This window comes from Streptococcus suis (assembly GCF_024509555.1).
GTDB classification, from domain to species: domain Bacteria; phylum Bacillota; class Bacilli; order Lactobacillales; family Streptococcaceae; genus Streptococcus; species Streptococcus suis_AD.
In genome coordinates this window covers 46,750-73,606 of sequence record NZ_JAMWEL010000009.1, presented here as the reverse complement: position 1 = coordinate 73,606, position 26,857 = coordinate 46,750, and the positions used below count along the sequence as shown (strand labels likewise).

Sequence of the window (26,857 nt, the reverse complement as noted above, 5' to 3'; positions counted from 1 at the left end):
TGCAATGATTTCCTATTTTTGCTTTGGTTTCCACGCCCTTTGTATCTTATTATGAAACAGTCTAAAATGATTATCCCGACTTTGCGGGAGATGCCTTCGGATGCGTCGGTGATCAGTCACGCATTGATGTTACGTGCGGGTTATGTCCGTCAGATTTCTGCTGGTATTTACAGCTACTTACCATTGGCCAACCGTGTGATTGAAAAAGCAAAAACGATCATGCGTGAGGAGTTTGACAAAATTGATGCTATTGAATTTTTAGCGCCAGCACTTTTGTCAGCAGATATCTGGCGTGAGTCAGGTCGTTACGAAACATATGGCGACGATCTTTACAAACTCAAAAACCGCGAAGGTTCTGACTTTATCTTGGGACCAACCCACGAAGAGACGGTGACCCTTTTGGCGCGTGATGCGGTGCAATCTTACAAGCAGTTGCCACTCAATATTTACCAAATCCAGCCAAAATACCGTGATGAAAAACGTCCTCGCAACGGTCTTCTCCGCGGTCGTGAGTTTATCATGAAAGACGGCTACAGCTTCCACGCTAGCTATGAGAGCTTGGACCAGACCTACGATGACTATAAGGCAGCCTATGAAGCGATTTTCACTCGAGCAGGCCTGGAGTTCAAAGCTATCATCGGTGACGGTGGTGCCATGGGTGGTAAGGACAGCCAGGAATTCATGGCCATTACCCCAGACCGTACCGACCTGGACCGTTGGGTTGTCTTGGACAAGTCTGTTGCTTCTTTTGAGGAAATCCCAGAGGATGTTCTTGAAGCAATCAAGGAAGAACTCTTGGCATGGTCTGTGTCTGGTGAAGATACCATCGCCTACTCTAGCGAATCTGGCTACGCTGCCAACCTAGAAATGGCAACTAGCGAGTACAAACCAAGCACAGCAGTTGTGGTTGAAGAAGACTTGGTTAAAGTAGCGACGCCAGATGCCAAAACTATCGACGAAGTAGCTGCTTTCTTGAACGTTGCTGAAGAGCAAACTATCAAAACCATGCTCTTTATGGCAGACGGTGAGCCAGTTGTTGCCCTCCTTGTTGGCAATGATCAAGTTAACGATGTCAAGTTGAAAAACCACCTTGGAGCAGATTTCTTTGATGTAGCAAGCCCAGCTGATGCAGAAAAAGTCTTCGGTGCTGGATTTGGTTCCCTTGGACCAGTCGGCTTGCCAGAAAACATCAAGATTATTGCAGACCGCAAGGTGCAAGATGTAAAAAATGCTGTTGTTGGTGCCAACGAAGATGGTTTCCACTATACAGGTGCCAATGCAGGTCGTGATTTCCAAGTGACTGAGTATGTGGACATTCGTGAGGTCAAGGAAGGTGAGCCTTCTCCAGATGGACACGGAGTTCTCAACTTTGCCCGTGGTATCGAGATTGGACACATCTTCAAACTCGGTACACGCTATTCTGACAGCATGAATGCCAATATCTTGGATGAGAATGGTCGCTCTATGCCAATTATCATGGGATGTTACGGAATCGGTGTTAGCCGTCTCTTGTCAGCCGTTCTTGAACAACATGCTCGCCTCTTTGTTAACAAGACACCAAAAGGCGAATACCGTTACGCTTGGGGCATCAACTTCCCTAAAGAATTGGCACCGTTTGATGTACATTTGATTCCAGTTAATGTCAAAGATGAAGCGGCAATGGAATTGACTCAGTCTATCGAAGCAAGTTTGGTTGGTGCAGGCTATGAAGTATTAACTGACGACCGTAATGAGCGTGTCGGCGTTAAGTTTTCTGACAGTGACTTGATTGGCTTGCCAATCCGTGTGACAGTTGGTAAGAAAGCAGCTGATGGCATCATCGAAGTGAAAATCAAGGGCACAGGTGATACGGTTGAAGTTCATGTAGATCAACTGCTTGAAACCCTTCAAATCCTTACAAAAGAAAATTAGAAAATAAAAAAAGAGTTTGCAATGTGAACTATTTCGTCTTAGATGTGATATCCAGGACGAAGAGTATAGTTCCTGCAGACTCTTTTTCTATGTATTTTTTGGGGTTGACTAGTCCGAATTTCTGGTTCAGGAAAAACTACATTGAGATGACTAGTCCCTACACTCAATTAATATCAAAAGAAAGTTAAGTTTTCTAAGAGTATTACCGGATGGCACTAGATTTGTTAACTAGCTTCAGTATGAGGTTGGACAGGCTGGTTTCGACTTGAACACCGATGCGGTTGATGAGAGATTTCTTCTCTTCAAATTTGACTAGAAGTACCTGTCTCTCGTGAATCTGATTTAAAATCAAATCATCACTAGTCGCGATTTCATCAACTAGGTGGACCTTTTTGGCACTAGTTCCGTACCAGGTTTCGCCTGTGCTGACCTGTTCGATGTCTAGTATAGGACGGTTTTCTTGGACGAAATCTTTGAATAGATGATGAACTTCGTTTAATTCTTCTTGGAATTTTTCTTTGCCTTCTGCTGTATTCTCTCCTATAACGGTAAGGGTTCGTTTGTACTTACCAGCAGTCATGACATCTACATCAATCTCGTGTTTTTTCAGTAGGCGATGGATATTGGGGATTTCTGCGACGACACCGATAGAGCCGACGAGGGCAAAGGGAGCAGCAACGATTGTGTCAGCGACAGAAGCCATGAGATAGCCTCCGCTAGCCGCAACCTTATCGACTGCGATGGTCAGAGGGATCTGCTTATCTTTTAGTCGGAGGAGTTGAGAGGCGCCAAGACCGTAACCGTAGACGGAGCCACCTGGACTCTCTAAGCGGAGCAAGACCTCATCTCCTTGACTAGCCAAGGTCAGGATGGCAGTGATTTCTTCGCGGAGGTTGTCGACTTGCTTGGCTTGGATATCTCCTTCAAAGTCCAAGACAAACAAGCGTTTGACAGGGGCCTCCGTTTCTTGTTCTGAGCTTTCTTGATCTCGCTCTTCTTGTAGCTTTTTATAAGCCTTTTTGTCCAATAGTTCCTTTTCAAACTGTTCCTGCTGTTCCAATAGCTTTTCAGACAGGTCTGTGATAGTGACTTGTCCATCCGGCTTTTTAGACTTTATTTTTGTTGAAAGGACTAGAAAGAGGAGGATGGCGAGGAGGTAGGTCACTACTTTGAGGAAAAAGATGCCGTACTCAATGAAAATTGTTTCCCACATGGGTGTTCTCCTTTGTTGATGATTGTTTTTATTTTACCATATTTATCCATTCTAGACTAGGAAGATGATGGCTGTTGCTAGGGGGCAAGGGCTCGAAAATTTCTTTAGATTATGAGCAAAATACCTTGACAAAAATGGTCGGGGGGGGGGGGTAAAATAGAATTGATAAACTAGGGTTTGTCAATCAAAATAAACCAAAAAAGAGGGACAGGATGAAAAAGAAAAAACAAATGCTGAGTCTCGCTGTGGCGACGACTGTGGCTGTGTTTGGACAGGATGTCCAAGCCGAAGAAATCATCACTGCAAACAGTCCAACTGAGGCAGAAGCAATCAGTGCGACAACTAGTACCGAAACGGTCACTGCTCAAGATGTGGCAAATGCAAAAGCTCTTGTAGATGAAGCTAGTGAGCAAGTTCAAGTTGTAGAAGAACTGATTTCTGTGACAGAAACAGCCTTGGCAAAAGAGCAAGAAGCCAGTCAAGAGACTGCGACGAGTCTAGCTCAAGCAGAGGCAATCACAGCTGAAACTGTGGCAACAGCCCAAGAGGCTATCGTCACTGCTGAACAAGCACAAACGACAGCCCAAGCTAGTGTGACAGCTAGTCAAACAGAAAAGGCAGAGGCTGAACAAGCAGTCGCAAACCAAGAGAAGGTTGTCACCACCGCCACTACAGAGGTAGCAAGTGCGGAGGCTACGGTAAAGGCTACAGAGGGTAAGATTGTTGCTCTTGAGGGTAATGGGGTTGCGGATGTAGAGAAATTGCAAGGCGATGTGGCTACTCTTGAAACTACCGTTGCTAGTGACGAGGTTGCAGTGGCTCAAGCTCAGTCTGCCTTGGATAACGCCAAAGAGGCTTCAAGTAACCGTGAGGTAGCAGTTGCCAATCAACAAGGGGTAGTAGTTAGTGCGGAGGCTCAAGTAGATAGCACTGCCAAGGCTTATGCAGATGCTATCTCTGCTAAAGAGGCAACTTCTAACGCCCTTGCAACTGCCAAATCTACTCTTGACACTGCAAAAAATGGTACCCAAGTCACTGAAACTGTAAAGGTCGGAGAAACTACCACCACTACAGGCGGTAAGGCTACTTTGAATGATGGCGTAGCTACTTCTGAGTGGTTCGAGAGCAACGGGGTATTGACGAATAAAGAGTACCTTACAGCTATCAAGAACCTCGCCAACGGTACGGGTACAGTGGAAGAAGTAAAAAATGCTATCAAATATGGCTACTTCGGTATGACAGATAACAACCTTGACGACCTCCACAACATTGCCGCTCCAAACCAAGCTAAAGTTAAGGCTTGGCGAGAGGCTACCCCTGTACTATTCAGCAACACAGACACCACAACCCTTGTAAATGTACGAACTTTGACAGAAGAACAACGCACTGATTTGGCTAACTTCTATGTAGCATTGGTGAATGATTTGCGTTCTGAGCTTGGTACTCCTCTCCTTACAGTCACAAAGGATAGTGTCCGTAAGGCAGATGAAACTGTTACAACGCTCCTAAATAAAACCTTCCCTTACTATGCGGGTATGACTGACGAGGAAATGGTTGCCAATGGTTTTTGGAACACTATGACAGGTCAAGACCCTGTAACTCGTGAACTTGGCTTGCCTGCTATGAAAACTCATGGTGGTGTCAGTCTTAGGGAGGCTGTAGCCTCTACAGCGGTGGATAACCTTATTCTTGGTTGGTTGACGGCTAATGCTGCTCAATATGATAAAAATGATGGTCGCAAGCAAACAATGGCAACCCTCAAATACAATGTTCTTGCAACTCTAGGAGTACAACTTTATGGTATCTTCGGAGATGGTAGTATGGGTGAAGGTTCCGGGGGTATGAACGGTACTCGTACTAAAGACTTTGAGGTTGCAATGGCTGTCCTTGGGTTGGATAAAGACAATCAGTATAATTCAGTGGGTCTTGACTTTGACTTCTTAGAAATGTTTAATGGTATGGTTAGTCGTGCACCTCAAACCTTCATTACATTCACTAATACTACAGATACTCCTGTAGCCAACCCTTACCAGACTACAACTGGCGGTACAACTACGGTAACCTCTATCTACGACACTGTTACTCGTACAGTAGTAGATGAAACTAAGGTAGCAGAAGCTCAAAATGCTTATAATGTTGCTCTTGCTAACGACAACTCTGCTCAGTCAACGTTAGATTCTGCTAAAACTGCCTACGAGGCAGCTCAAACAGCCTATGCAGAGGTACAAGCTCAACTCAATGCTATCTTGGCGGGTACTACAGATATTGCCTCTCTTGAAACAGCTCTCAACAATGCTGTAGCAAAACTCGAAGCAGACAAGGTAGCATTACAGTCAGCTAAAGAAGTATTGGCTCTTGCTAAAGCCTCAAACACAGACAAGGCTGTTGCTCTTGAAGCAGCTAAGGTGGAGTTGGGTACTGCTCAGACTGTATTGGCAGAGAAGCAAGCTCTTCTCCGTGCTGAAGAGGCGAAGTTGGCTAGCTTGAAGGCTGACTTGGCAAGCAAGGAGACTGCCTACCAAACGGCTCTTGCTCAGTTGGCTGAAACTAATTCTGCCTTGGAAACTGCCAAAGCGGAACTGGCTAAGCTAGAAACACTTGTGGCTCAAAAACCAGCTCTGGTAGAAGCTCTGGCTATTTCTAAAGCAAAAGTAGCGGAATTGGAGGCACTCCTCAAGGAGCAGAAGGCTACTAAGGTCGAGGTTGCGGATGCTTTGGCACAGGCTCAGACGGCTTATGCTCTTGTCAAGGCAGAGTATGACTTCGTATTGGAGTTGGAGCGTTTGTCAGTGGACAATACAGTAGCTGTCTTGGAAGATGGAACAGTTATCGCAGTGCCGAAGGATGCCCCAACTGCTCCAGTCTTGCCATCTATCAGTTTGGAAGACTGGCTCAAGGCTAAGGAGGCTGAAATCGTCGCAAGTGGGCAGGTGGCAATCCCTCTTGTCAACAAGGCGGGTCAAGTCATCGGCTATGAGGCACAGGCAGTTGTTAAACCACAAGCACCAGTGGCTCCAGTTGCCCCAGCAAGCAAAGGACAAGCTAGCCTACCAAACACAGGTCAAGCCAGCAACCTCCTCCTCTTTGTAGGATTGGGTACGCTTGGATTGGCAGTGGGTGTGAGACGGAAAGGAGAGAAGGGATGAGTGAGCAATCAGCAACTAATCAAGTGAAAGATATTATAGCCTATAAATTGGGAGATAGAGTAAACGGTATGTCTGCTAAAGATGTATTAGATGCTCACTATGACCACGCGATAAATAACGGTGGCAGAGTTTTGTTTACAGTGAAGACTGAAAATGTGACAAAGGTAGGTAAAAATAAACAACCAGACCAACTCATCATGACACTAGGAGATTTTTCAGACGGCTTCATTGCAGATATTAATGACTTCGATGAGTTTCAGAACAATATGCCAAACTCTAGCTACCAAAATCCGTCACAGTTTGATACAATCCAAGAAAGTCAGGCAAATTATACTTGGTTTGAACTAAAAAATCCTAAAAAGCTTGCTACATTAGCTTTAGAACAATTTACAAATGTAAATACAGGTAAGTCACTTACAGAAAGCTTATCAGGTCAATCTTGTCGTATTTATGTTCTGTAAGTACGCAGGAAAAAGTCGGCATTAGAAAGTTCACAATTTAAATAAACAAAATCCTCGGAAAGTGTTCTGAGGATTTTGTTCTGTGTTCATTTTTGCCAATTCTAGGGTATAATTATTTAGTAGAAAAGTGAAGACGGTGGCTCTCGGTTCTGCTCCAACAGTCTGGGGATAGACTGTTGGAGGTTGGAAATGAAACGAACCTAGTTCGTGTCAAAGAGGTGATGCCTATGGGCAATTCATCAACATCTAACAGAAAGGGCTAACCTATACTTGATGGCAAGTAAACTTGCTCATCAAGTAACGACAAATCCTATGGGATTTGTCTAAGGTGCGCACTAGTTTTATTTTTGAAAAATATCGTTTCAAAAATAAAACGTCGGGGGCTAGTTTCGGCTTTTGAAGTTGTACAAACGATTCTAGCTTTTGGTAGCTTTACCATTGCTTTAGTCAGCTTGTGCTATAAAATCTTCAAAGAAAATGACCAAAAGAAATAGCCGTCCATACTTTGGCAAGTAACGGCTATTTCTTTAGCTAAAATTAACGAGCCACCGTCTTTTTAACGGTTCTACGTTGGGTAGTTGTTAGAGCAACTACCTTTTTTCTAACTCTATTATAACACGAAAGCTTGAAAAAGCAAGTTTAAATGGTGATGTCTTGCTAGAAAAGTCCCTGGCTTAGTCCAAGAAAAATTCCTCCATTTATGGTAAAATGTTTCTAAGTAAACTACAAAGGAAATGGTCATGTCAGATAAGTTTCAACTCTTGCTTCAACAAATCGGGATGCCTCTTGATGCCCAGCAATCAGGGGCTTTTTCGACTGCAACGATTGAGAAAGTGGTCTTGCACAAGGTCAGCAAGCTCTGGGAATTTACCTTCCGTTTTGAAAAGCCCTTGTCTCTGATGGACTATCAACTCTTCAAGGCTCGTTTGGCAACAGAGTTTGAAAAGGTGGGCAATAAGATTCAATTTTCGATCGTCAGTGATGCGGAAAGTTTTGAAGCGGGCTTAGTAGAGGCCTATTATCCAGAGGCTTTTACAGAAGATTTGTGTCAGAGTGCAGGTTTCAAGGCTCTGTTTCAATCTTTGGAGGTTGTTTATCGGGAGAATACTCTGTGGATAAAGGGGCCTGAAACTATTGATACCGTTCATTTTCGGAAAAATCACCTGCCAAACCTTGTGGAACAATACAAGCGATTTGGTTTTGGCAATCTTGCGGTGGACATTGAAGTTTGTCAAGAGATGACGCAGCAGCAGGCTGCGGCTTTCCATGCGCAGAATGAAGAAATTTATCAGCAGGCCAATGAAGAAAACTTGGCGGCCCTTGAACAACTGGCTCAAATGGCGCCACCACCAGAGGTAGCTCAGCCATTTGTCCCAGAATATAAGAAAAATCGTCCGGCCAAGGTCAATATTGAAAAGGCTGAGATTACGCCTATGATTGAGGTGGATAGCGAGGAGAACAGGATTGTCTTTGAGGGTCTGGTCTTTGAGGTGGAGCAGAAGACGACCAAGACGGGGCGGGTCATTATCAACTTTAAGATGACCGACTATACTTCGTCCTTTACATTGCAGAAGTGGGCTAAGAATGAGGAAGAGGCCCAGAAGTTTGATATGGTCAAAAAGGGTAACTGGCTGCGGGTGCGAGGCAATGTGGAGACCAATAATTTCACCCGTGATTTGACTATGAACGTACAGGAAGTCCAGGAGGTCAAGAAGGAAATTCGTAAGGACCTTATGCCTGAGGGGGAGAAGCGGGTCGAGTTTCATGCTCATACCAACATGTCCACCATGGATGCCCTGCCTGCCGTTGAGGACTTGGTGGCGCGTGCGGCAGCCTGGGGACACAAGGCGGTGGCGATTACCGACCACGGCAATGTTCAATCCTTCCCTCATGGCTACCATGCTGCTCGTAAGGCTGGTATTAAGCTCCTCTTTGGTATGGAGGCCAATATCGTTGAGGACTCAGTTCCCATTGTCTACAATGAAGCGGATATGGTCTTATCCGATGCGACCTATGTGGTCTTTGACGTGGAAACGACCGGTCTTTCCGCGGTTAACAATGCCCTGATTCAGATTGCGGCATCTAAGATGCACAAGGGCAATATCATTGCGGAATTTGATGAATTTATTAACCCAGGTCACCCGCTCAGTAAATTTACGACCGAACTGACAGGGATTACGGATGAGCATGTGCGTGGTTCCAAGCCCTTGGAGCAAGTTTTGCGCGAGTTTCAGGACTTCTGTCAGGATTCCATTATGGTTGCCCACAACGCGACATTTGACGTTGGTTTCATGAATGTCAACTACGAGCGAGCTGGCTTGCCAATCATCAGCCAACCGGTTATCGATACGCTAGAATTTGCACGAAATCTTTATCCAGACTACAAGCGGCATGGTCTAGCAGCCTTGACCAAGCGGTTTGGTGTTGCCCTTGAGCATCACCACATGGCCAACTACGATGCGGAGGCCACTGGTCGCCTGCTCTTTATCTTCCTAAAAGAAGCCTTGGAGAAGCACAATCTGACCAATCTCAACCAGCTCAATACAGAATTGGTAGCCGAGGATTCCTATAAGAAGGCCCGTGTCAAACACGCTACGCTCTATGTGGTCAATCAGGTAGGTTTGAAAAATATCTTCAAGCTGGTTTCCCTGTCCAACACCAAGTATTTTGAGGGAGTTCCTCGCATTCCCAGAACGGTTCTGGATGCCCACCGAGAAGGCTTGATACTGGGAACAGCCTGCCAGGAGGGGGAGGTTTTTGATGACCTACTTTCTAAGGGCATGGATGATGCGGTTAAGACAGCGGGCTATTATGATTTTATCGAGGTCATGCCACCTGCCCTCTATGCTCCTATGATTGCCAAGGAGCAGTTTAAGGACATGGCAGAGATTGAAGAAACTATCAAGCAATTGATTGAGGTAGGACGTAGGGCAGGTCTGCCTGTTCTAGCGACTGGAAATGTCCACTACATTGACCCAGAAGAGGAAATCTATCGGGAAATCATTGTCCGTGCTTTAGGTCAAGGGGCACCGATTAACTGGACCATTGGAAATGGTGAGAATGCCCAGCCAGCACCACTGCCAAAAGCCCACTTTAGAACGACCAGCGAGATGTTGGACGAGTTTGCATTCTTGGGCGAAAGTCTAGCCCGTGAGATTGTTATTACTAATCCAAATGCTATGGTGGAGCGATTTGAAGATGTTCAGGTGGTTAAGACCGACCTCTATACGCCTTATATCGAAAAGGCCGAGGAAACGGTCGCGGAATTGACCTATCAAAAGGCCTTTGAGATTTATGGCAATCCGCTGCCAGATATTATTGATCTACGGATTGAGAAGGAATTGACTTCTATTCTGGGTAATGGCTTCGCCGTGATTTACCTGGCTTCGCAGATGTTGGTGCAACGGTCAAATGAGCGGGGCTACCTGGTGGGTTCACGGGGGTCTGTCGGCTCCAGTTTCGTTGCCACTATGATTGGGATTACAGAAGTAAATCCTATGCCTCCTCACTATGTTTGTCCAAATTGCCAACACAGTGAATTTATCACAGACGGTTCCTATGGTTCAGGTTTTGACCTGCCAGATAAGGACTGTGAAGAATGTGGCACCAAGTATAAAAAAGATGGTCAGGACATTCCTTTCGAGACCTTCCTTGGTTTCGATGGTGACAAGGTTCCCGATATTGACTTGAACTTCTCAGGGGATGACCAACCGTCTGCCCATTTGGATGTTCGGGATATTTTCGGTGAAGAAAATGCCTTCCGTGCAGGAACGGTAGGAACGGTAGCGGCCAAGACTGCCTATGGTTTCGTCCGAGGCTATGAGCGAGATTATGGCAAATTCTACCGTGATGTGGAAGTGGAACGCTTGGCTGCTGGTGCGGCTGGTGTCAAACGGACGACTGGTCAACACCCAGGGGGAATTATCGTATTCCCTGACTACATGGATGTTTATGATTTTACGCCTGTCCAGTATCCTGCCGATGATGTGACGGCCAACTGGCAGACCACCCACTTTAACTTCCACGATATTGATGAGAACGTCCTGAAACTCGATGTTCTGGGTCACGATGATCCGACTATGGTTCGCAAGTTGCAGGATTTGTCAGGCATTGATCCGCAGACCATTCCTGCTGATGACAAGGGAGTAATGGCCCTCTTTTCTGGTACGGAAATTTTGGGAGTTACTCCAGAGCAGATCGGGACACCGACAGGTATGCTGGGCATTCCTGAATTCGGAACCAACTTTGTACGGGGGATGGTGGAGGAAACCAAACCGACCACCTTTGCAGAACTATTACAGCTGTCTGGTCTATCCCACGGTACAGACGTTTGGTTGGGCAATGCCCAGGATTTGATTAAGGCGGGAATTGCCGACCTATCTACCGTTATCGGTTGTCGGGATGACATCATGGTTTATCTCATGCACGCAGGTTTACCGCCTAAGATGGCCTTTAATATCATGGAACGGGTGCGGAAAGGGATGTGGCTCAAGATTTCCGAGGAAGAACGAAATGGTTATATCCAAGCCATGAAGGATAACAAGGTGCCAGACTGGTACATCGAATCCTGTGGAAAAATCAAGTACATGTTCCCCAAAGCCCACGCGGCTGCCTACGTTATGATGGCCTTGCGGGTTGCTTATTTCAAGGTTCATTATCCAATCTACTACTATTGTGCTTACTTCTCTATTCGTGCCAAGGCCTTTGATTTAGCAACCATGTCCGGTGGCTTGGAACGAGTCAAGACCAAGATGGAAGAGATTGCCCTCAAGAAGAAAAACAATGAAGCGTCAAACGTTGAGCAGGATCTCTATACCACACTTGAATTGGTTAATGAGATGCTGGAACGTGGCTTCAAGTTCGGCAAGTTGGACCTCTACAAGTCCCATGCGACCGACTTCTTGATTGAAGACGATACCCTCATCCCACCATTTGTCGCTATGGATGGTCTGGGAGAAAACGTTGCTAAGCAGCTTGTAACGGCGCGTGCTGAAGGAGAATTCCTCTCCAAGACAGAACTCCGCAAACGTGGTGGTCTGTCCAGCACCCTTGTCGAAAAAATGGATGAGATGGGTATTCTGGGCAAAATGCCTGAGGATAACCAGTTGAGTCTCTTTGATGATTTGTTTTAAACCTGTTCACTGTTTCTTTTGGAAGCAGTGAATTTTTTTAAAAAAATGAAGTCAAACCTCTTGACTAATGTTATTGATAGGTATATAATCTCTACATAGTGATAAAAAACTACTATGTAGTAACAATAAGAAAAGAGGAAAACATATGTCAAACTTTGCAAAACTTCAAGAAACTCGCCGTTCAATCTACGCACTTGGTAAAGACTTGCCAGTATCAAATGAAGAAGTAGTAGCTCTCGTTGAGAAAGCTATGAAAGAATCACCTTCGGCTTTCAACTCACAATCAAGTCGTGCAGTGGTACTTTTTGGTGCGGAGTCAGAAGCTTTCTGGAACGAAATTGCCTACAGCGAATTGGAAAAAGTAACACCAGCAGAAGCTTTTGAAGGCACAAAAGGTCGTTTGGCTAGCTTTGCAGCAGGTGCAGGTACTATCTTGTTCTTCGAAGACCAAGATGTGGTCAAAGGCTTGCAAGAAAGCTTTCCGCTTTACGCTGAAAACTTCCCAATCTGGTCTGAACAAGCTCACGGTATCAACTTGTACGCAGTATGGTTGGCCTTGGCTGAGAAAAATATCGGCATGAACGTACAACACTACAATCCATTGGTTGATGCACAAGTTGCTGAAAAATACGGTATCCCAGCTAACTGGAAACTCCGTGCCCAAGCACCATTCGGAAGCATTGTAGCTCCAGCAGCGGATAAAGACTATATGGCGGATGCTGACCGTGTAAAGGTTTTTGGTAACTAGTAAAGTTTACAGTTTGCTTTATTACGTCGTTAAATCGCTTTGGCGTACTTCAGTACAGCCTGCAGCTCGTTGCCTAGTACTAAAAGCAAACTGAAAACTTTACTCTGCGATGGGATCAGACGTTGTTGACTTGATGTGATGAGTGTAAAGCTCCAGTGGAGCTTTACAGCCTGCTCCCTTAAAACAAGAGAGGAGCGGGGTTCTACCTTCGGCTTGCTGACACGAACTTCGTTCGTTTCATCCCCAACCTTCAACTATCTCCCAGATAGTTGAAGCTAGTCTGACTTCAATTTTCATTGAGTATGCATACTTACAGTTTGCTTTATTACGTCGGTAGATTAAAATATCCCTTGTCAGCTTGTCTTGGTGAGTGTAAGACTGTCGGATAGATTCTGAGACTTCCTGTATCAGCAGGAAGTTTTTTTGTCAACCCAGCTTCAAAATATGATACAATAATAGGGTATTTCAAAGTACAAAGGAGAAAAAAATGGTATTACCAAATTTTAAAGAAAATCTCGCTAAATATGCTAAACTCTTGGTTTCAACAGGTATCAATGTGCAACCTGGACACACGGTGCAGTTGACAATCGGTGTTGAACAGGCTGAGTTGGCTCGTTTGATTGTCAAAGAAGCTTACGCCCACGGTGCTAAGGAAGTCTTGGTCAACTGGTTGGACGACGTGATTGCACGTGAACGTTTGGTCAATGTCGATGTGGAACTCTTGGAACAAGTTCATCCACAACGCATCACTGAAATGAACTACCTCTTGGAGCGTAAGGCCAGCCGTTTGGTTGTCTTGTCAGAAGACCCAGGTGCTTACGACGGTGTGGATCCAGAGAAATTGTCTCGCAACGCTCGTGCACTCAGCCAGGCTTTGAACCCAATGCGACAAGCATCCCAAGCTAACAAAATCAGCTGGACACTCGGTGCAGCCTCTGGTTTGGAATGGGCTAAAAAAGTCTTCCCAAATGCAGCCTCTGACGAAGAGGCAGTGGACCTCCTTTGGGACCAAATCTTCAAGACTTGCCGTATCTACGAAGAAGATCCAATCAAGGCTTGGGAAGAGCACGAGGCACGCTTGGTGGCTAAGGCTAAGGTCCTCAACGACGAGCAGTTTGTCAAATTGCACTACACAGCACCAGGAACTGACCTCGTTCTTGGTATGCCGAAAAACCACTTGTGGGAAGCGGCTGGTTCGGTCAATGCCCAAGGTGAACACTTTATTGCCAATATGCCAACAGAAGAGGTCTTCACAGCACCTGACTACCGTGTGGCAGACGGCTATGTAACTTCAACAAAACCACTCAGCTACAACGGAAACATCATCGAAGGCATCAAAGTAACCTTCAAAGACGGTGAAATCGTGGATGTAACAGCTGAAAAAGGCGATGAAGTTATGAAGAAATTGGTCTTTGATAACGCTGGTGCACGAGGTCTTGGTGAAGTTGCCCTTGTGCCAGACAAGAGCCCAATTTCTCAATCAGGTGTGACCTTCTTCAATACTCTTTTTGATGAAAATGCCTCAAACCACTTGGCGATTGGTCAAGCCTATGCCTTCTCTATCGAAGGTGGTACAGAAATGAGCCAAGAAGAGCTCAAAGAAGCAGGCCTTAACCGTTCTGATGTCCATGTGGACTTCATGATTGGTTCTAACAAGATGAACATTGACGGTATCCGTGAAGACGGTACTCGTGTGCCAATCTTCCGTGACGGTGAGTGGGCTATCTAAAAATGATGCTATAAGACTGGGCGACCAGTCTTTTTGTCAATAGAAAGGAAGTACTATGTTATCAAGTATAATCGCTGGAGCCATTATTGGCCTGATTGCCGGGGCTCTGACTTCATCAGATGACCGTCGTGGCTGTCTTGGAAATATTATCCTTGGTCTTGCAGGTTCATGGATTGGACAACTGCTCTTCGGTGACTGGGGTCCACAGTTTGCTGGTATGGCCTTGGTTCCATCTGTCTTTGGAGCAGTATTGTTGGTGGCGATTTTTTCTAGTTCTAGACGGAATTAACTAAAATAATTCTATTATCCGATTTTTTCTGAAAAAATCGGATAAATTTACTGGTATGCCGATATTATTAAAAGTTGCTTTTCATAGCTTTCGTGTTATAATAGAAATAGAAAAAGGTAGTTGCGCTAACAACCACCTGACGTAGAACCGTTAAAAAGACGGTGGCTCGTAGTTTAGATTTAATCCGTCCTACTCGCGCAAAAGTGGGGACGGGTTATTTTTTGTCATTTTCTTTGAAGATTTTATAGCACAAGCTAACTAGCGCAATGGTAAAGCTACCAAAAGCTAGAATCGTTTGTACAACTTCAAAAGCCGAAACCAGCCCTCGACGTTTTATTTTTGAAACGATATTTTTCAAAAATAAAACTAGTGCGCACCTTAGACAAATCCCATAGGATTTGTCGTTACTTGATGAGCAAGTTTACTTGCCATCAAGTATAGGTTAGCCCCTTTCTGTTAGATTTTGATGAATTGCCCATAGGCATCACCTCTTTGACACGAACTAGGTTCGTTTCATCTCCAACCTCCAACAGTCTATACTCAGACTGTTGGAGCAGAACCGAGAGCCACCGTCTTCACTTTTCTACTAAATAATTATACAAAGCAAATATGTATTATATTTCTGGTATGCTAAAAACATTCTGGATAGAAGATGTTAACAAGTATTATCGCAGGTGCCATTATTGGCTTGATTGCTGGGGCTTTGACCTCATCAGATGACCGTCGTGGCTGTCTAGGAAATATTATCCTTGGTCTTGCTGGTTCGTGGATTGGACAGTCCCTATTGAATCTGGGGTTTATGATCGACTACTTTTCCGAAAAAGGCTACTATCTCAAGGCTGGGACCTTGGCTGAAGAAATCAAGAATTTCCCCCACCATGCCAAGCATTTTTTGGTGAGAGAACTCTGTCTCATCGAAATGCGGGCTGTTTACAATCTTCTACGCCAAAATGATAAGTCCGCCATCCCACGTGCCCGAAATATCATTGCCTACCTTGAAGCAGATACCAACCTCATACCAACCGAGGCCAATATGCGCCGGTTAATCGAATTTCGGGAAATCTTTAATAAACTCAACAAAACCGGAATAGATTTGACCGATCCTGTCGGTCATCGATATTAGTAAGGAGCAGCCTTGGCTGCTTTTTTGATTTTCAGAAAGAGAACTAGATTAAACTATAGTTACATTTATTAAAAAGCAAGAGGAAATTTCCGCTTTACAAGTTAAATTGAAACAATAGTTTGCTTGGCTATTTTTAAGAAAAAAATATTTGATAGACTATTGGGGAGATCCTTTCTCATTCGTGCATTGTTCCCCCTCCAGAGATAGTGGATGTCTATCCCTCAAGCAAAAGAAAAAGCATTGAAAAGTATATAAAAATATACAAAAAACGCTTGACAAAAGGCTTCGGGGGGGGGGTAAAATAGTAGTGATACAATATAAAAGGAGCTTATATGAATAAGAAAAACTTGTTAAAGACAGTTACCCTTACCTCAGCCGTTCTTGCAACAGGAGTGGTTAGTTTCTCAGGTGCTGCAGTGAGTGCTAATACACTTGATTCGACATCACCAACGGCTAATGCAACAGAAACACCAACGACCAATCAAGTGACAGCTGAGCAAGTAGCTGCTGCAAAGACAGATGTCAACACTGCTGAGGAAGCAGTGAAAAATCAAGAATCGGTAGTGACCAGTGCTTCATCTGACAAGCAGGCAGCACAAACCGCTGAGACAACAGCACAAGAAGAACTTGTAGCCGCTCAAGAAACTGCAGCAACTGCAACACCTGAAGCTATCCAAGCTGTAGAAACTGAAATTATTGAAGCTGAAGCTACAGTATCAGAAACTGAAGTCTTGCTTGAAACAGCAAATCAAGACGCATCAACGGCTCAAGAACAAGCTGACCAAGCACAAGCAGTAGCTGACACAGCAAATGTAGCTTATACTGAAGCTCAAGCACAAGCAGACGCTGCACAAGAAACAGTTTCACAATTGGAAAATGAAACAGTAAATGTTGACCAAGCTCAAGCTAATGCAGATACTGCAAAACAAGAAGTAGTTTCTGCAGAAGCAAATGTTGCAACAGCAGAACAAGCCTTGATTAAAGCACAAGAAAGTGACCAAAACTTGGTACAAGAAATTGCAGAAGCAAAAACAGCAGTAGATGAAGCTAAAGTTGCAGAAAGCAATGCACAAACCACTGTTGAAGGTTTGGAAACACAAGTAGCTGAAACAGCAAGCAAGGTAAGTGAAGCACAAGCAGTGGTTGACTCACTCCAGAATGAAGTATCATACACAATTGATATCAATTTGCCACAAGAAGTGAAAGATGCTGTTAAGAAATTCATGACAACACCAAAGACCTTGGAAACGGTTGCTGAGTTGAAACAAGCTATTGAAGCTAGTGGTGTGACAACAAATCCAGAAACATACTGGAAAGTAGTTGTTTCTGGCGGAGATGAAATTGTTGACGTTGAAAACTTCACAGAAGACCAAATCAACAAATTGAATCAAGTTGCCGTAGATGTTTATAACAAATTAGCAGAAAATATTGGGCTATCTGGAGTTGTTGCAAATACAAAATTGATTGAATTAGCCAAAGTTCGTGGTGAGATGTATGATGAGAAAAATGGTCCATTCGAACACGATAGAACAATCTTACGAGCTAGTGAAGACATTGTATTTCCAAATACAAGTGTTGCTGCGAGTGAAAACTTAGCATACGACGTGTACAAAACTAATCCAACATTTAAAACCATGGTGGAAAAAATGAGCAGAAATATATATGGTTTGACAATTAATGATGCTCTAAGCAATTATGGACATTGGACCAATTTTGATAACGCGGAAAGTATCGGATTATATATTCATAATGAAGAATCAATGAATGTTGGTGGGTATCTAAACGATGGTTTGAAACCATGGACCGTTTTCGCAACATACAGTGACAAATTCACAGCTGGAGGTCTACTCACAAATGCAGTTGAAGCTAATAATTTAGTACATGCCACAGATGTAACATTCACAAATGATTCTAGCTCATTAACTGAAGCAAACACACAATTGGCACTTGCTAATGTGGCTCACAATCGCGCACAAGCTGATTTGGCACAAGCTGTAACTGTCTTGAATCAAGCAAAAGCCGAAGTTGAGTCAGCAACAAACGCATATAACGCTTTGTTGTCTACAGAAAGTGAAACAACAAAAGCACAAGCAAACTTAGATGCAGCTAAAACTAAATTGTCTGACGCACAAGCGAAATATAACTCAGCTTTGACGGTATTGACAGCTGTGACAGAAAGTAAAGAAGCTAAAGCACAAGCCTTGACAGATGCTAAAGCAGCATTTGATACAGCACAAGCAAAAGCAGACAAATTGCGGGCAGATTATTTGGTGAAACAAGCAGACGCTGACGAATTGAAAGAGAAAGCAGAGCAAGCATCTCAAACCGTACAAGCTTTGGAAGTAATCTTGAAAGACGCAAAACAAGCCGTAATTGATGCTAAAGCAAAACTTGTAGACTTGAAAGAAGCAGAAGCAAACCTTGTTAAAGCCCAAGACGCTTATGACAAGGCTGTGAAAGCCAGAGAGGAAGCATGTGCAGCATATCAACAAGAAGCTGCTAAGTTGACCGAATTACAGGATAACTACACTCTTGCGGTGAAACACTACCTAAATCTCCTGAACCTTTACAATCTCCAGGAACAAGTGAAGGCTCCGACAGAGGAAACTGGTGATGACCAAGGAACAGGAAGCACCTCTGGTTCTCCTGCATCAGGTCAAAACCCAAATGGCACGACTGTAGTAACGAAAGGGAACAGCCAAGCACCGCTTGGTACAGAAACACCAGCAAACGTAACAACTATAGGTACTAGTCAAAAACTCGATGCTCAATCAGGCAAGGTAGTTACTATAAAGACAACTGGAATGGCCCCTACTTCTAAAGAGCAAACTCGATCCATTGATGTAGATAAAGCCCCAGTTCAGGCAGCTAGCCTACCACAAACAGGAAGTAAGGACAGTATCTTGTCTAGCTTAGCTGGTTTCACGGTACTAGGTTTAGGGTTATCCCTCGCAATCAAGCGTCGGAAGGAAGTCGAAGAATAATGGTAGACAACACTCTTCGCTATCAATTTGGGAATACAAGATGAAGAAGAGTGTTCTGCCTTTTTTACAAAGAAATTCAGTTTAAGGAGTAACAATGTCTAAGTACGATAAGTTGAATGAGTTTATGATTGAAGAGTTTCTGAAACGAACTCCTTACAAACTCTTGACCAAAGAAGGTCCGATTGGGAGTGTGGAAACCCGTTTTAAGCTAGCAAACGGCAATATTAACTTTTATTCCAATGGTTCGATCACTACGGATGGGAAAGAAGCTTCTATATTAAGTGAGCGTTTGGACTACTGGAATGAAAAGGTGACCAAGCTTAAGAAAACTATCTTCATCGTCTATGCATTTCAGAATAGAGAAAAGAAAGATGAAGTTAAACGGTTACTTTCGGAATGGGGCTTTGAGGTTGAAGTGATGGAAGACCGAGCTGGGAATGGAGTTTCTCTCTTGAATAAATTGGAGAAATCCGTTGCCAAGGCGGATTACGGAATCGTGCTTTTATCACCAGATATTGAGATTGAACCAGGGAAGTTTCTACCTCGTCCAAATGTTATGATGGAACTAGGTATGCTTTTGGGCTATTTAAAAAACTCAGAGCATCGTATCTCGGTAATAAATTATAAAACAGATAAAGAGGATGTAGAAATAGCATCGGATATTCTCGGTGTTGCCTATGAAGAATATAGTCCAGCAACAATTGCTACAAAATTGATGAATGAGGTTTATCATTTGTATGAATTTGATGAAGTGAGTATTCTTTGATTGACATGGCAAGAGGCTGGCAACCTCGTACGTGAAGAAGAATTTAGAAATATGATGCCGGCCTCACTCAATGTCATTCAGCAGCAATTGGCAAATATTTCTGTTCAACTGGCTGAAGTCAACGAATTATTAGAGCAAGGTATCACACTTAACTGGTAGTATGTCGTTAAAACAACTCAGTTTACCCCTTTAACCAAACCTCGAACGGGTTTGGTTTTCTTTAATCATAAATTGTATGAATTGCCGTATTGTTCGGATTTTTCAGAAAATTTCCATTTTTCTGTTGACAAGTAAAAAAAAGTGCGTTATCATAGTCAACAAGTAAAACACAGAAAGGAAAAGTCAAATGAAACCTGTCACTACAAAATTCTTTGCTTTGTTGTTGCGACGGTCGGGCTAGTGCTGAAAGAATGCATTAGTCCTGTTTGGCTTACCAAGCGGGCGCTGTTGACAACATCTCGCAGGTAATAGTCCTCGAGGTGTTTTCTTTTTCTTAGTATACTTTGAAAACTAAGAAAGAGAACCTAATGTCATTTAAAGTTTGTATTGTTTAGAAAGGTATTCTTATGCGTGTGATTGAATTTTTAGATACAACTTTGCGAGATGGTGAACAGACGCCGGGTGTGAATTTTTCTATCAAGGAAAAAGTGACCATTGCCAAGCAGTTGGAAAAATGGGGGATTTCTGCCATCGAAGCGGGTTTCCCAGCGGCCAGTCCTGATTCGTTTGAAGCGGTTCGTCAGATTGCGGCGGCGATGACTAAGACGGCTGTGACAGGTTTGGCTCGGTCAGTGAAATCAGACATTGATGCTTGTTATGAGGCTCTGAAAGATGCCAAGTATCCGCAGATCCATGTTTTCATTGCGACCAGTCCCATCCACCGTGAATTTAAACTTCAAAAGTCCAAAGAAGAAATTTTGGCGCAAATCACTGAACATGTCAGCTATGCACGTGAGCGTTTTGAGGTGGTCGAGTTCTCGCCAGAGGATGCGACACGGACGGAGTTGGATTACTTGCTTGAAGTGGTGCAGACAGCGGTAGATGCTGGTGCGACCTACATCAACATTCCAGATACAGTCGGCTTTACGACTCCTCAGCACTACGGAGAAATTTTCCGTTACTTGACAACAAACGTCAAATCGGACCGTGAGATTATTTTCAGTCCGCATTGCCATAATGACCTAGGTATGGCTGTTGCCAATACCCTTTCAGCTATTAAAAACGGTGCCGGTCGTGTCGAGGGGACCATCAACGGTATCGGTGAGCGAGCAGGGAATGCGGCCCTTGAAGAAGTAGCTGTTGCCCTTGAGATTCGGAAAGATTTCTATGATGTGACTAGTCCGATTGTTCTTAAGGAAACGCTCAATACTTCGGAATTAGTATCTCGCTTTTCTGGGATTGCCATTCCACGCAATAAGGCGGTTATCGGTGGCAATGCCTTCTCTCACGAGTCAGGAATTCACCAAGATGGTGTCTTGAAAAATCCATTGACCTATGAAATCATTACACCTGAGTTGGTAGGGGTCAAGAAAAATTCTCTGCCACTGGGTAAACTATCTGGTCGCCATGCCTTTGTAGAAAAGCTGAAAGAACTAGACCTGTATTTTGAAGAAGGAGACGTTGCTAGCTTGTTTGCTCGTTTCAAAAACCTGGCAGACAAGAAGGAAAAAATCACGGACGCTGATATTCGAGCTCTAGTAGCTGGGACAGAAATTAGCAACCGTGATGGCTTCCAATTTAAAGATTTGCGTTTGGATAGTCAGTCTGACGGAAGTATTCAGGCTCAGGTCATCTTCATCAATCAGAATGAGGAAGAAGTGGTCGTTGTGGAGTCAGGCAAGGGCTCGGTTGAGGCTGTCTTTAATGCTATTGACCAATTCTTCCACCAAGAGATTAGCTTGGAACGCTACCATATTGACGCCATCACCGATGGAATTGATGCCCAGGCGCGTGTGCTTGTCGCTGTAGAAAATAAGGCAACGGAAACAATCTTTAATGCCTCTGGTATTGACTTTGACGTGGTGAAGGCTTCTGCAATTGCCTATATCCATGCTAATGTCATGGTGCAAAAAGAAAATAGTGGACAGATAGATAAGAAACTATCTGAGAAGGACATGCCACACATCTAGGAGGAAGTATGACGAAAAAAATTGTAGCCTTGGCTGGAGATGGAATTGGCCCTGAAATCATGGAGGCTGGCCTAGCAGTTCTCGAGGCTGTGGCTGGGCAAGTAGGATTTGATTATGAGATTGAGGAGAGAGCTTTTGGTGGCGCTGGGATTGATGCGGCTGGCCATCCTCTACCAGATGCTACCTTGCAAGCCTGCCGTCAGGCAGATGCGATTTTGTTAGCAGCAATCGGTAGCCCTCAATATGATGATGCAGTTATTCGACCAGAACAAGGTCTGCTTCAACTTCGGAAGGAACTGGGTCTCTTTGCCAATATCCGTCCGGTGAAAATTTTTGATAGCTTGAAAGACTATTCTCCCCTGAAAGCAGACCGGCTGGACGGTGTGGATTTGGTCATGGTGCGGGAGTTGACAGGCGGGATTTATTTTGGGGAGCATATTCTGGAAACAGACCAAGCCAGCGATAGCAATACCTATCAAGCAGAAGAGATTAAACGGGTTGTCCGCTCTGCCTTTGACCTAGCCCAAAAAAGACGAAAAAAAGTCACCAGCATTGATAAGCAAAATGTGCTGGCAACGTCAAAATTATGGCGGAAGGTAGCGGAAGAGGTGGCCAAGGACTACCCAGATGTGGTCTTGGAGCACCAGTTGGTAGATAGTGCAGCCATGCTCTTGATTACGGATCCTAGTCGGTTTGATGTCTTGGTGACGGAAAATCTCTTCGGTGATATTTTGTCGGATGAGGCCAGTGTACTGACAGGAACGCTAGGTGTTCTGCCTTCTGCCAGTCACGCGGTGGCAGGTCCTAGTCTTTATGAACCTATTCACGGTTCGGCTCCTGATATTGCCGGTCAGGGCATTGCCAATCCGGTCAGTATGATTCTATCTGTTGCCATGATGCTAGAAGAAAGTTTTGATATGGTCCAAGCTGGTCAGGCCATTCGCCAAGCCGTTGAAGCGGTCTTTGCAGAGCGCATTTTCACCAAAGATCTCGGCGGCACTGCCTCTACCAAAGAAATGACAGAGGCCATTATTGCCCAAATTGGAGGTGGGTAGATATGAGTGGAAAATCCATTTTTGATAAGCTCTGGGACCGCCATGTGATTACAGGGCAGGAAGGTCAGCCCCAGCTCCTCTATGTGGACCAGCACTATATCCATGAGGTGACCAGTCCCCAGGCTTTTGATGGTTTGCGAGAGGCAGGACGTCAGGTCCGTCGGCCAGAATTGACCTTTGGTACATTTGACCATAATGTTCCGACGGTTAATATTTATGATATTCGTGATGTTATTTCCAAGGCACAGATGGATGCCTTAGCTCGCAATGTGGTGGAATTTGGTATTCAACATGCACCACATGGGTCAGCCAACCAAGGCATTGTCCACATGGTGGGGCCAGAGACTGGTTTGACGCAGCCAGGGAAATTCATCGTCTGTGGAGATAGCCATACGGCAACCCATGGAGCTTTCGGCGCCATTGCCTTTGGGATTGGGACAACAGAAGTAGAGCATGTCTTTGCGACTCAAACCTTGTGGCAAGTCAAACCCAAAAAGCTCTTAGTACGGTTTACAGGTAAGCCGAAAAAGGGGATATACTCCAAGGATTATGTCTTAGCATTGATTGCTAAGTATGGTGTGGCACTGGGGGTTGGTTATGTAGTTGAGTATGTGGGTGAGGCTATTGATGCTCTGACCATGGAAGAACGGATGACAATTTGTAACATGTCTATCGAGTTCGGATCCAAGATGGGGATTATGAACCCAGATCAAACCACTTTTGATTATCTAGCGGACAAGGAAAAACGCCCCAAAGACTTTGAGGCAGCGGTGGCAGATTGGAAGACATTGGTGTCTGATTCAGATGCAGTTTATGATAAGGTCATCGAGATGGATGTTTCGAATCTGGCACCGATGGTAACATGGGGAACAAATCCTTCCATGGGAGTCTCATTTGATGAGGCCTTTCCTGAAGTTCGCGATATGAATGATGAACGAGCGTATAAGTACATGAACTTACAGCCTGGACAAAGTCCAAGGGACATTGAAATTGGCTATGTTTTCTTGGGGTCCTGTACCAATGCCCGTCTTTCTGACTTGCAGGTGGCCGCCAAGATTGTTGAAGGCAAACGTGTGGCAGATCATGTGACGGCAATTGTGGTTCCGGGTTCGAGGCCGGTTAAGTCAGCTGCAGAAGCACTAGGCTTAGACAAAATTTTCTTGGAAGCTGGCTTTGAATGGCGAGATCCTGGTTGCTCCATGTGTCTGGGGATGAACCCAGACAAGGTGCCGACAGGTGTCCACTGTGCATCGACTAGTAACCGAAACTTTGAGGATCGACAGGGTGTTGGATCGCGAACCCACCTTTGTAGCCCAGCCATGGCAGCAGCGGCAGCTATTGCAGGACGCTTTGTAGATGTTCGTGAATTGGAGGTGGTCTGATGGAAAAGTTTACAATCTACACTGGGACGACCGTTCCACTCATGAATGACAACATTGATACCGATCAGATTTTGCCCAAGCAGTTTCTCAAGCTGATTGACAAGAAGGGTTTTGGCAAGTACCTCATGTATGAGTGGCGTTATTTGGATAACAAGTACACTGAGGATCCTGATTTTATCTTCAATACGGCCCCATATCGTCAGGCAACGATCTTGATTACAGGGGATAACTTTGGGGCAGGTTCGTCTAGGGAGCACGCCGCTTGGGCACTAGCTGACTATGGCTTCAAGGTTATCATTGCAGGTTCCTTCGGGGATATTCATTACAACAATGACCTCAACAATGGCATCTTGCCAATCGTTCAGCCCCGTGAGGTTCGGGAGAAATTGGCTGCGCTGGCATCAACTGATGAGGTGACTGTCGATCTCTACCAGCAAAAAATTATCTCTCCAGTCGGAGAATTTGATTTTGAGATCGATGCAGATTGGAAACACAAATTACTCAACGGTCTAGATGATATTGGGATTACCCTTCAGTATCAGGAGTTGATTGAGGAGTATGAGAGGAATCGCCCAAGTTACTGGTAGGAATAAAATAAAGATAAGAAAACAAGCAGGTCGCTCTGCTATGAAACAAAAGAAAAGAGGAAACTATTATGACGAAACAAATTCACTGGGATGGCGCACTTTCACAAGAAGGATTTGACATTATTAAGGGTGAGGGAGGCGTGATTGTCTGTCCGACTAAGGTTGGTTATATTATCATGACTGCCGACAAGGCTGGCTTGGAGCGTAAGTTTGACGCTAAAGAGCGTAAGCGTAATAAGCCGGGCGTGGTCCTTTGCGGTAGCATGGAGGAGCTTCGTGAGTTGGCGCAGTTAACTCCTGAGATTGATGACTTCTACCAAAAACATTGGGATGAGGACATTTTGTTGGGCTGTATCCTGCCGTGGAAACCAGAGGCTTATGCTAAGTTGCAGGCTTATGGCGATGGTCGTGAAGAGTTGATGACCGACGTTCGTGGGACTTCATGCTTCGTTATCAAGTTTGGTGTAGCTGGTGAGCAGATAGCCAAGGAAATGTGGGAAAAAGAAGGTCGTATGGTCTACGCTTCTTCTGCCAATCCATCAGGTAAGGGAAATCGTGGCAAGGTAGAAGGTATCGGTGAGCGTATCGCGTCTAAAGTAGACTTGATTATCGAGGCGGATGACTATGTGGCATCTATCCAGCCAGATAAGACCATTGAAACCCGCTATGAGCAAGGGGTTATGGTGTCTATGGTAGACAAAGATGGTAAACTGATTCCAGAACAAGGTGCAGATAGCCGTTCTATCAGCCCATGCCCAGTTGTCATCCGTAAGGGGCTGGACATCGATAAAATCATGATGCACCTGTCTGATCATTTCAACTCTTGGGATTATAGACAAGGGGAATATTATTAAAATATAGTCATTCAGTTTCTCTTTTATTACGTCGACGAACGTGGAAACTCCGTTTCCCTATTTCCAACTTCAAATAATTTCATCATTATTTGACTCGCTTTGCCGTACTTTACAAGCGTTACTTACTATCGTAAGTATGATTTCTAAACTTCCACAGTCACTACTCTGACTGTTGAAGCTGTTTGCAGCTGTTGATGCGAACTTTGTTCGTTTTACTTCCAACCTCTAACTGTCTCCCAGATAGCTAGAGCAAGTACTAAAAACAAACTGAAAGACTATAAATAGGAACGATCCGAAAGGGTCGTTTTTTCGTACTCACAAAAAAACTGACCGAAGATCTCAGTCAGTTTGGTGTTGTTTGATAAGAAATTGGAGGTTGTCGAGTAGGCTTTGCTCGTCCGTCAGTTCCAAGATTTGTAGTCCTTTGTCAATCGATACCTGCTTGTTTTGGGCTATGCCTAGGTAGACATAGGCACGGGCTAGTTGGTCATAGCGTTTTTCTTGCTTGGCTAGGTCCATGAGTTTGGTGGCAAAAAAAGTAGACTTGCTGTACTGTCTTTGTTCCAAGAAAAAATAAGAAAGAGACTGATAGTGTGATAGTATGGTCGGCTGGATCCGCTTGTAATCTTTGTATTTCTCCAATCGTTTTAGAAGAAGATTGGCAGTTTCTTCAAGGCTATCAAGGGAAGAAATCTTAGACAGAAGAGTTCCGACCAAGATAATATCGTTATGGTACCAGTTGTCATATCGTTCCAATTCTGACCAAAGGAGTTTGGACAGGGTTTCAGCTTCGTCGGAAAGCTGGGTGATAGAAGAACTTTTTCGGACAGCTACAACGGTCTCCAGGAGGAGGCACTTTCTGTGAATAGGAATATCATTGGGTTCTTTTTTCAAATGGTCCTGGCAACGCTTTATCAAATCCTCCATGGTCTTCGTGGTCGGATTTCTGAGATTATCGATATCATAGAGCAGTTGTTGGCGTTGGCTGGGCTGATAGTAGTTACAGAGGTATTCAAACTCCTCGAAGGTCATATCCACTTGCTTGAGCAAGAACCGCATGAGCTCGTAGCTAGGAATGGTTTGATTTTTCTCGAAGCGAACCAAGGTCGTCCGATTGATATAATTCCCACAAATCTGCTCCTGACTCAAATGCTTACTTTTCCGAATGCTCTTATACACACTTCCGTAATCCCACCGCATAACCTACTCCTTTCAAAAAACTGTGAAAATATGTAACAAAATAAATTATATTTGTAAAAATAGTATATCATAATAATGTGGAGATATTGTTTTTTTGTATATAGAAAATAGGCTGATGAAAGGTGTAACCTAATGAAACAGCTTGATA

The 26,857-nt window shown here is 44.3% G+C and carries 19 protein-coding genes and 1 pseudogene; 17 read left to right on the top strand and 3 right to left on the bottom strand.

All coding sequences use genetic code 11. The annotated features are described in order from the left end of the window. Positions 1 to 51 precede the first annotated feature (51 nt). Positions 52 to 1,911 (top strand): proline--tRNA ligase, encoded by a 1,860-nt coding sequence (locus NF418_RS05435; protein ID WP_256778755.1) that lies wholly within the window; start codon positions 52 to 54, stop codon positions 1,909 to 1,911. Between the two features lie 202 nt (positions 1,912 to 2,113). On the opposite strand, the gene sohB is transcribed toward NF418_RS05435, so the two are convergent. Then, a complete protein-coding gene (sohB, locus tag NF418_RS05430) occupies positions 2,114 to 3,124 on the bottom strand; it encodes a protease SohB (RefSeq protein WP_256778754.1) in 1,011 nt (336 codons plus the stop codon). Between the two features lie 212 nt (positions 3,125 to 3,336). Between sohB and NF418_RS05425 the strand changes: the two genes are divergently transcribed. From NF418_RS05425 to NF418_RS05395, 7 genes are all read left to right on the top strand, one after another. Further along, positions 3,337 to 6,270, top strand: coding sequence for an SEC10/PgrA surface exclusion domain-containing protein (locus tag NF418_RS05425; RefSeq protein WP_256778753.1), 2,934 nt, complete (start codon positions 3,337 to 3,339; stop codon positions 6,268 to 6,270). Then, positions 6,267 to 6,731: a hypothetical protein gene (locus NF418_RS05420; protein ID WP_256778752.1), complete on the top strand. Its 465-nt coding sequence runs from the start codon at positions 6,267 to 6,269 to the stop codon at positions 6,729 to 6,731. Before NF418_RS05425 ends, NF418_RS05420 begins: the two co-directional genes overlap by 4 nt. A gap of 347 nt (positions 6,732 to 7,078) precedes the next feature. After that, the gene (locus NF418_RS05415; protein WP_105144015.1) at positions 7,079 to 7,225 is read left to right on the top strand and encodes a putative holin-like toxin; all 147 of its coding nucleotides are present in this window, start codon (positions 7,079 to 7,081) and stop codon (positions 7,223 to 7,225) included. A 246-nt stretch (positions 7,226 to 7,471) separates the two neighbouring features. Beyond that, the gene (locus NF418_RS05410; protein ID WP_256778751.1) at positions 7,472 to 11,863 is read left to right on the top strand and encodes a PolC-type DNA polymerase III; all 4,392 of its coding nucleotides are present in this window, start codon (positions 7,472 to 7,474) and stop codon (positions 11,861 to 11,863) included. A gap of 145 nt (positions 11,864 to 12,008) precedes the next feature. Next, a complete protein-coding gene (locus NF418_RS05405; RefSeq protein WP_256778750.1) occupies positions 12,009 to 12,611 on the top strand; it encodes a nitroreductase family protein in 603 nt (200 codons plus the stop codon). A gap of 487 nt (positions 12,612 to 13,098) precedes the next feature. After that, on the top strand, positions 13,099 to 14,340 hold the full coding sequence (locus NF418_RS05400) for an aminopeptidase (RefSeq protein WP_014736428.1): 1,242 nt from the start codon (positions 13,099 to 13,101) through the stop codon (positions 14,338 to 14,340). Positions 14,341 to 14,395: 55 nt separating this feature from the next. Next, positions 14,396 to 14,629, top strand: coding sequence for a GlsB/YeaQ/YmgE family stress response membrane protein (locus tag NF418_RS05395; protein ID WP_024378839.1), 234 nt, complete (start codon positions 14,396 to 14,398; stop codon positions 14,627 to 14,629). Positions 14,630 to 14,843: 214 nt separating this feature from the next. On the opposite strand, the gene NF418_RS05390 is transcribed toward NF418_RS05395, so the two are convergent. Further along, the gene (locus NF418_RS05390) at positions 14,844 to 14,987 is read right to left on the bottom strand and encodes a putative holin-like toxin (protein ID WP_256778749.1); all 144 of its coding nucleotides are present in this window, start codon (positions 14,985 to 14,987) and stop codon (positions 14,844 to 14,846) included. A 294-nt stretch (positions 14,988 to 15,281) separates the two neighbouring features. On the opposite strand from NF418_RS05390, the pseudogene NF418_RS05385 reads away from it, so the two are divergent. The 9 genes and pseudogenes from NF418_RS05385 to NF418_RS05345 form a co-directional block, all read left to right on the top strand. After that, a pseudogene (locus NF418_RS05385) lies at positions 15,282 to 15,413 on the top strand (GlsB/YeaQ/YmgE family stress response membrane protein); the annotation flags it as partial. A gap of 671 nt (positions 15,414 to 16,084) precedes the next feature. Beyond that, positions 16,085 to 18,736 carry an SEC10/PgrA surface exclusion domain-containing protein gene (locus NF418_RS05380; RefSeq protein ID WP_256778748.1) on the top strand — a complete coding sequence of 884 codons (2,652 nt, stop codon included), beginning with the start codon at positions 16,085 to 16,087 and terminating at the stop codon, positions 18,734 to 18,736. Between the two features lie 94 nt (positions 18,737 to 18,830). Continuing rightward, complete coding sequence (locus tag NF418_RS05375) at positions 18,831 to 19,502, top strand: TIR domain-containing protein (RefSeq protein ID WP_256778747.1); 672 nt, start codon at positions 18,831 to 18,833, stop codon at positions 19,500 to 19,502. After that, a complete protein-coding gene (locus NF418_RS05370; protein WP_256778746.1) occupies positions 19,503 to 19,661 on the top strand; it encodes a hypothetical protein in 159 nt (52 codons plus the stop codon). Positions 19,662 to 20,068: 407 nt separating this feature from the next. Next, on the top strand, positions 20,069 to 21,631 hold the full coding sequence (locus tag NF418_RS05365; protein WP_256778745.1) for a 2-isopropylmalate synthase: 1,563 nt from the start codon (positions 20,069 to 20,071) through the stop codon (positions 21,629 to 21,631). Positions 21,632 to 21,639: 8 nt separating this feature from the next. Continuing rightward, positions 21,640 to 22,686 (top strand): 3-isopropylmalate dehydrogenase, encoded by a 1,047-nt coding sequence (gene leuB / locus NF418_RS05360; protein WP_256778744.1) that lies wholly within the window; start codon positions 21,640 to 21,642, stop codon positions 22,684 to 22,686. Between the two features lie 2 nt (positions 22,687 to 22,688). After that, positions 22,689 to 24,068, top strand: coding sequence for a 3-isopropylmalate dehydratase large subunit (gene leuC, locus NF418_RS05355; RefSeq protein WP_256778743.1), 1,380 nt, complete (start codon positions 22,689 to 22,691; stop codon positions 24,066 to 24,068). Then, positions 24,068 to 24,655, top strand: coding sequence for a 3-isopropylmalate dehydratase small subunit (gene leuD, locus NF418_RS05350; protein WP_256778742.1), 588 nt, complete (start codon positions 24,068 to 24,070; stop codon positions 24,653 to 24,655). Before leuC ends, leuD begins: the two co-directional genes overlap by 1 nt. Positions 24,656 to 24,723: 68 nt before the next feature. Continuing rightward, positions 24,724 to 25,509, top strand: a complete 786-nt coding sequence (locus NF418_RS05345) for an L-threonylcarbamoyladenylate synthase (RefSeq protein ID WP_256778741.1) — start codon at positions 24,724 to 24,726, stop codon at positions 25,507 to 25,509. Positions 25,510 to 25,848: 339 nt separating this feature from the next. On the opposite strand, the gene NF418_RS05340 is transcribed toward NF418_RS05345, so the two are convergent. Further along, a complete protein-coding gene (locus NF418_RS05340; protein WP_256778740.1) occupies positions 25,849 to 26,709 on the bottom strand; it encodes a helix-turn-helix domain-containing protein in 861 nt (286 codons plus the stop codon). Positions 26,710 to 26,857: the final 148 nt, after the last annotated feature.

Excerpts from the sequence above, each read along its gene's own strand:
- leuC (WP_256778743.1), top strand. The coding sequence starts at position 22,689 with ATGAGTGGAAAATCCATTTTTGATAAGCTCTGGGACCGCCATGTGATT.
- NF418_RS05345 (WP_256778741.1), top strand. The coding sequence starts at position 24,724 with ATGACGAAACAAATTCACTGGGATGGCGCACTTTCACAAGAAGGATTT.
- NF418_RS05435 (WP_256778755.1), top strand. The coding sequence starts at position 52 with ATGAAACAGTCTAAAATGATTATCCCGACTTTGCGGGAGATGCCTTCG.
- NF418_RS05340 (WP_256778740.1), bottom strand. The coding sequence starts at position 26,709 with ATGCGGTGGGATTACGGAAGTGTGTATAAGAGCATTCGGAAAAGTAAG.
- NF418_RS05425 (WP_256778753.1), top strand. The coding sequence starts at position 3,337 with ATGAAAAAGAAAAAACAAATGCTGAGTCTCGCTGTGGCGACGACTGTG.
- leuD (WP_256778742.1), top strand. The coding sequence starts at position 24,068 with ATGGAAAAGTTTACAATCTACACTGGGACGACCGTTCCACTCATGAAT.
- NF418_RS05395 (WP_024378839.1), top strand. The coding sequence starts at position 14,396 with ATGTTATCAAGTATAATCGCTGGAGCCATTATTGGCCTGATTGCCGGG.
- leuB (WP_256778744.1), top strand. The coding sequence starts at position 21,640 with ATGACGAAAAAAATTGTAGCCTTGGCTGGAGATGGAATTGGCCCTGAA.
- sohB (WP_256778754.1), bottom strand. The coding sequence starts at position 3,124 with ATGTGGGAAACAATTTTCATTGAGTACGGCATCTTTTTCCTCAAAGTA.
- NF418_RS05375 (WP_256778747.1), top strand. The coding sequence starts at position 18,831 with ATGTCTAAGTACGATAAGTTGAATGAGTTTATGATTGAAGAGTTTCTG.
- NF418_RS05405 (WP_256778750.1), top strand. The coding sequence starts at position 12,009 with ATGTCAAACTTTGCAAAACTTCAAGAAACTCGCCGTTCAATCTACGCA.
- NF418_RS05365 (WP_256778745.1), top strand. The coding sequence starts at position 20,069 with ATGCGTGTGATTGAATTTTTAGATACAACTTTGCGAGATGGTGAACAG.
- NF418_RS05420 (WP_256778752.1), top strand. The coding sequence starts at position 6,267 with ATGAGTGAGCAATCAGCAACTAATCAAGTGAAAGATATTATAGCCTAT.
- NF418_RS05410 (WP_256778751.1), top strand. The coding sequence starts at position 7,472 with ATGTCAGATAAGTTTCAACTCTTGCTTCAACAAATCGGGATGCCTCTT.
- NF418_RS05400 (WP_014736428.1), top strand. The coding sequence starts at position 13,099 with ATGGTATTACCAAATTTTAAAGAAAATCTCGCTAAATATGCTAAACTC.
- NF418_RS05380 (WP_256778748.1), top strand. The coding sequence starts at position 16,085 with ATGAATAAGAAAAACTTGTTAAAGACAGTTACCCTTACCTCAGCCGTT.